The sequence below is a fragment of the Mesorhizobium sp. M7A.F.Ca.US.014.04.1.1 genome (genome assembly GCF_003998745.1).
GTDB lineage: Bacteria > Pseudomonadota > Alphaproteobacteria > Rhizobiales > Rhizobiaceae > Mesorhizobium > Mesorhizobium ciceri.
In genome coordinates, this window is record NZ_RZRW01000554.1 from 1 (window position 1) to 3740 (window position 3740).

General features: G+C 62.0%; 7 protein-coding genes and 1 pseudogene. 7 read left to right on the forward strand and 1 reads right to left on the reverse strand.

What is annotated here, in order from left to right; translation table 11 throughout:
• Positions 1–107, reverse strand: a 107-nt coding sequence (locus EOA22_RS27305; RefSeq protein ID WP_164755880.1) for a helix-turn-helix domain-containing protein, incomplete at its 3' end; no start/stop codon positions are given.
• Between the two features lie 79 nt (positions 108–186).
• Between EOA22_RS27305 and EOA22_RS27310 the strand changes: the two genes are divergently transcribed.
• The 7 genes and pseudogenes from EOA22_RS27310 to EOA22_RS27335 form a co-directional block, all read left to right on the forward strand.
• A complete protein-coding gene (locus EOA22_RS27310) occupies positions 187–465 on the forward strand; it encodes a DUF2285 domain-containing protein (RefSeq protein ID WP_063170738.1) in 279 nt (92 codons plus the stop codon).
• Between the two features lie 140 nt (positions 466–605).
• Positions 606–812: a DUF6499 domain-containing protein gene (locus EOA22_RS37780; RefSeq protein ID WP_063170737.1), complete on the forward strand. Its 207-nt coding sequence runs from the start codon at positions 606–608 to the stop codon at positions 810–812.
• Positions 813–882: 70 nt separating this feature from the next.
• On the forward strand, positions 883–1401 hold the full coding sequence (locus tag EOA22_RS27315) for a DUF2285 domain-containing protein (RefSeq protein WP_063170736.1): 519 nt from the start codon (positions 883–885) through the stop codon (positions 1399–1401).
• 134 nt (positions 1402–1535) lie between these two features.
• Positions 1536–1826, forward strand: coding sequence for a helix-turn-helix domain-containing protein (locus EOA22_RS27320; RefSeq protein ID WP_063170735.1), 291 nt, complete (start codon positions 1536–1538; stop codon positions 1824–1826).
• Positions 1827–1873: 47 nt separating this feature from the next.
• Positions 1874–2710, forward strand: a complete 837-nt coding sequence (locus tag EOA22_RS27325) for a replication initiator protein A (RefSeq protein ID WP_245478700.1) — start codon at positions 1874–1876, stop codon at positions 2708–2710.
• Between the two features lie 319 nt (positions 2711–3029).
• The gene (locus EOA22_RS27330; protein ID WP_063170733.1) at positions 3030–3494 is read left to right on the forward strand and encodes a DUF2840 domain-containing protein; all 465 of its coding nucleotides are present in this window, start codon (positions 3030–3032) and stop codon (positions 3492–3494) included.
• Positions 3491–3740, forward strand: a pseudogene (locus tag EOA22_RS27335) (S26 family signal peptidase); the annotation flags it as partial. The gene EOA22_RS27330 and the pseudogene EOA22_RS27335, both read left to right, overlap by 4 nt.

Consider the following 3740-nt stretch of genomic DNA (forward strand, 5'->3'; position numbering starts at 1 on the left):
ATGTAGGTGCGATCGACTTCCGCGCGGTGAGCCAGCTCTTCTTGCGAAAGCCCAGCCGCCTGCCGATGCCGCCTCAGATTGCGTGCAAACACCTCGCGTATTTCCATGCCCGCGAGTGCAGCGTCTTGTCGAGTATTCAACCACGGAGTATTCTCTACAAAATGACTTCAAAGATGGAAATCGCGTTTGCTCAAACCACTGCTTGATCCCGATGTTGCCGACGTTGCTCCAGACTCCTCGATCTTGACCGGATACGACGAGGAGCGGCTGCTCACCTACATCCGCCTGCTCGACGCGGCGGCCGAAGACGCGGACTGGCGCGAGGTCGCCAGGATCGTCCTGCACATCGATCCTGAGCAGGAACCGGAGAGAGCGTTCAAGTCCTGGGAGACCCATCTTGCCCGCGCGCGGTGGATGACGACGAGTGGTTATCGGTATCTTCTGGCGGGCGGTGCGCCCCATTAGGTGCAGCCTGCCATGCGCCACGCTTTGCTGAATCAGCACAGCGGTTTGCTGACTCTCCAACTACCCAGCACGCGCATCGACGCCGATGCTGATTCCGAAGCTCGCAGCCAAGTGCTGGCATCGGGAGAGGACCTGGCAAATTGCAAGGCGATTGGACCAATCCAGCGGCCTATGTGCACATGCGCGACTACGAAGCGCCCGAGTTCGCTGCCGAATACCTGATCCGGAACGACGCCTTCATCGCCGAGTGCAGTCAGCTTGCGTCGCTGGGCGCAAATACCGGAGACCTGCTCGGACCAACTGACTTCGCCGCACGCTGGGGCGCGCGATTTCACTGTCACCGGTAACGGACTTCCATCTGCCGAGAACATCGTCTGGACGGAACAGGCCTCGCCGCGCGTGCTCCGGGCCACACGGATGCCTGCCTCGATTGGCTCATCGTATCGGAGCGTGTTACCTAGCGAACTCAGCAACGCTAGCGTTTGGGAGCAGGGCGAAGACCTTGAGGCTCTTTGGTCGGCTTCGACCGCAACGCATCGCCTGATTGCCGAGAGTTGCGACGGTTCACTTGGCATCAATGCCATCATTCTCCCGCTCGACGAAGCCTTCGAAACAAGACTGGACGCCGCACGCCAGTTCTGGCGGGCACTAAACGGTCGATCGCCCGGCCCAGTCTATGGCGCGCTGCCCCAGCAGACGAAGATCAGGCATATCCTCAATCTGCGCGCTCACGACGCCCGCCGCGCAGCGGCCTCCTCTCGCATGATCGCGGAGGCGCTGCTGTCACGAGATCCAATCGTGCCACGAGATTGGCGCGACCATCACCTCAGGCACAAGGTACGGGCGATCCTGCAAAGAGCGGATCGCCTGGTCGCCGGCGGCTACCGCGACCTTCTTTTCTATCCACACAGCCGCAGCCCGAAATCCCGGCGCTGAAGCCCCTCTTCGAGGGGTAGCAAAAACACATCCCCCGATGTTTGCCCTCCCTCGCTTTTCCTCAATTCGACCATCGTCCGTTTCGCGCGTCCCGGCAGGCCAGGATGACAGCAAAACCGGATGGAGATCGAGCGATGTCGAAGGGTCCCGCGGACGCGCCCCAAAAATACCTGCGAACCAAGGAGGCTGCACCCATCGTCGGTCTTTGTGCTCGCACGCTGGAAAAGCACCGGACCTATGGGACCGGTCCTAAATACCGCAAGGTCGGTGGGCGCGTGCTCTACGACATCGATGACCTGCACGCCTGGATCGAACTCGGCGCGCGTACCTCCACCAGTGATGCGAACGCGACCTTTGTTCCGCCGGCCAAGCCCCATGCCGCGCGCGCGCCTGCCTATGCCGGCCGGCGCGATCGTGACTCCTGACAGCACGGGTGGCGTCAGTGCAGTACCGCTCCGAAGGCCAGCTTGACCTGTTTCACGCGCGCGCCAGCGTCGTCACGCCGCGCGACGCGCAGGATCTCATGTCGTGGCCGTTCTTCTCGCTCGCCAAATCCCGCCGCGTCACGCCGATTGACTTTCACATGGGAGATGTGTCGATCCGTGTCGAGGCGACCCTCGAACATGGGATGGCGACCATCTGGGACGCCGACATTCTGATCTGGGCGGCCAGCCAGATCGTCGACGCACGAGACAACGGCCTTCGTACGTCGCGTTTGATGGCGGCAACTCCCTATGAGATTCTTGCCTTCATCGGCCGTGGCGATTCCGCCCGCAGCTACGACAGACTGAAGGCTGCACTTGACCGGCTGCAGTCGACCACCGTTGCCACATCGATCCGACAGCCGGCCGAACGGCGGCGGCATCGTTTCTCCTGGATCAACGAGTGGAAGGAGCGAATGGACGCCAGCGGCCGCCCGCTCGGCATCGAGCTCATCCTGCCCGACTGGTTCTATGCCGGCGTTCTCGACGATGCTCTGATCCTCACCATTGATCGTGAGTACTTTGGGCTGACGGGGGGCCTGGAGCGATGGCTCTACCGTCTGGTGCGAAAACATGGGGGCCGCCAAACCTATGGTTGGAGCTTTGATCTCCACCATCTCCATCTGAAGTCAGGCGGTCTGTCGCCCTTCAAGCGCTTCACCTTCGACCTTCGCGAGATCGTCGGTCGCCAACCCCTTCCTGGCTATCGGCTGGCACTCGTCATCGATGCTGACGGTCGATCGCGCCTGACCTTTCAACCCACCCCGCCAGAATCGTACGCGGCGCAACGCGCGTCGCGCGCCAGAACGACCAAGGCTGTGAAATGACTGTGGACAGCCCCGTGCTATCAGGAACCGCAACTCCCGTGCCATCGGGAACCGGGTTCCCGTGCTATCAGGAACCGGATTCGATCCTAAGCCATTGTGGCGATTGCCGAACCGGCTCCTCTAACGTTTCTAACCGAGAATCCTTCGGATTCTTTCTAACGCGAAGCGCGGGTCGGCGAGGCTGTGGGCGACGGCCGAGCCCTGATCTTTCGGCGATGCCGAGAGCGATCGACGTCCACTGCTCTTACCGAAACAAGATCACTTTTTCCGCCCCTCGCTTCGCCATGCTTGCTCGTGGCCTCCTGTCATGGAGGCCGGCATGAGCGATCTCACCTCGGTCGAACTGGTGTGGCTGAAGAAGCGCATCGAGAACCACATCCGCTTCGGCACGGTTGCTTCGAACAGGAACATCGACCGCACTCGTCGTGCCGTCACCTTCACGCCTGGCAGCATCTTCGCTTTCGTCCGGTGGATGGGCAACGACTTCGGCACCGTCGCGTCCCGCATCGACATACTGCGTGCAGTCGCCGCCGGTCGGCGCTGCTCGACCGTCGCCTATGTGCGCCCTGGCGCCGAGATCCTGCTCACAGCGATCGGATGGCGGAACGTCGAAAAGGTGCTGAAGATCATCGACGCCATCGAGGCTATCGGCATCGAACCTGTCGATGTGTCACCGGATTACTGGCGCCATGCCCACTGTAGGTTTGCCGGGCGCGAGGCGCCCAGGCCCTACACGCGCCAGCGCCATGAAGCCTGGCTCCTGCGCCGCAGGATTGAACCATGAGCATGCGCGCAACGATCATCGCAGGAATGCTTTGCGGCGGGGTTCTCGCCGTCGCTCCGGCATGGATCGCCCATCGCCCGAGCTTCATCTGGAACGCATCTGCAAGCGTCCCCATCGGGTTGTATCGTGTCGAGCCGGCCAGCAGGATCGACGTCGCCGACATCGCCGTCGTCATGCTGCCTGAACCGCTCGCGAGCTTCCTGGCTGAGCGTCAATATCTACCGCACGGCGTGCCGCTTCTGAAGC

What these genes read in the sequence shown, in the direction of transcription:
- EOA22_RS27330 (WP_063170733.1), top strand. Translation starts at nt 3,030, where the DNA reads ATGAGCGATCTCACCTCGGTCGAACTGGTGTGGCTGAAGAAGCGCATC.
- EOA22_RS27315 (WP_063170736.1), top strand. Translation starts at nt 883, where the DNA reads ATGCCTGCCTCGATTGGCTCATCGTATCGGAGCGTGTTACCTAGCGAA.
- EOA22_RS27320 (WP_063170735.1), top strand. Translation starts at nt 1,536, where the DNA reads ATGTCGAAGGGTCCCGCGGACGCGCCCCAAAAATACCTGCGAACCAAG.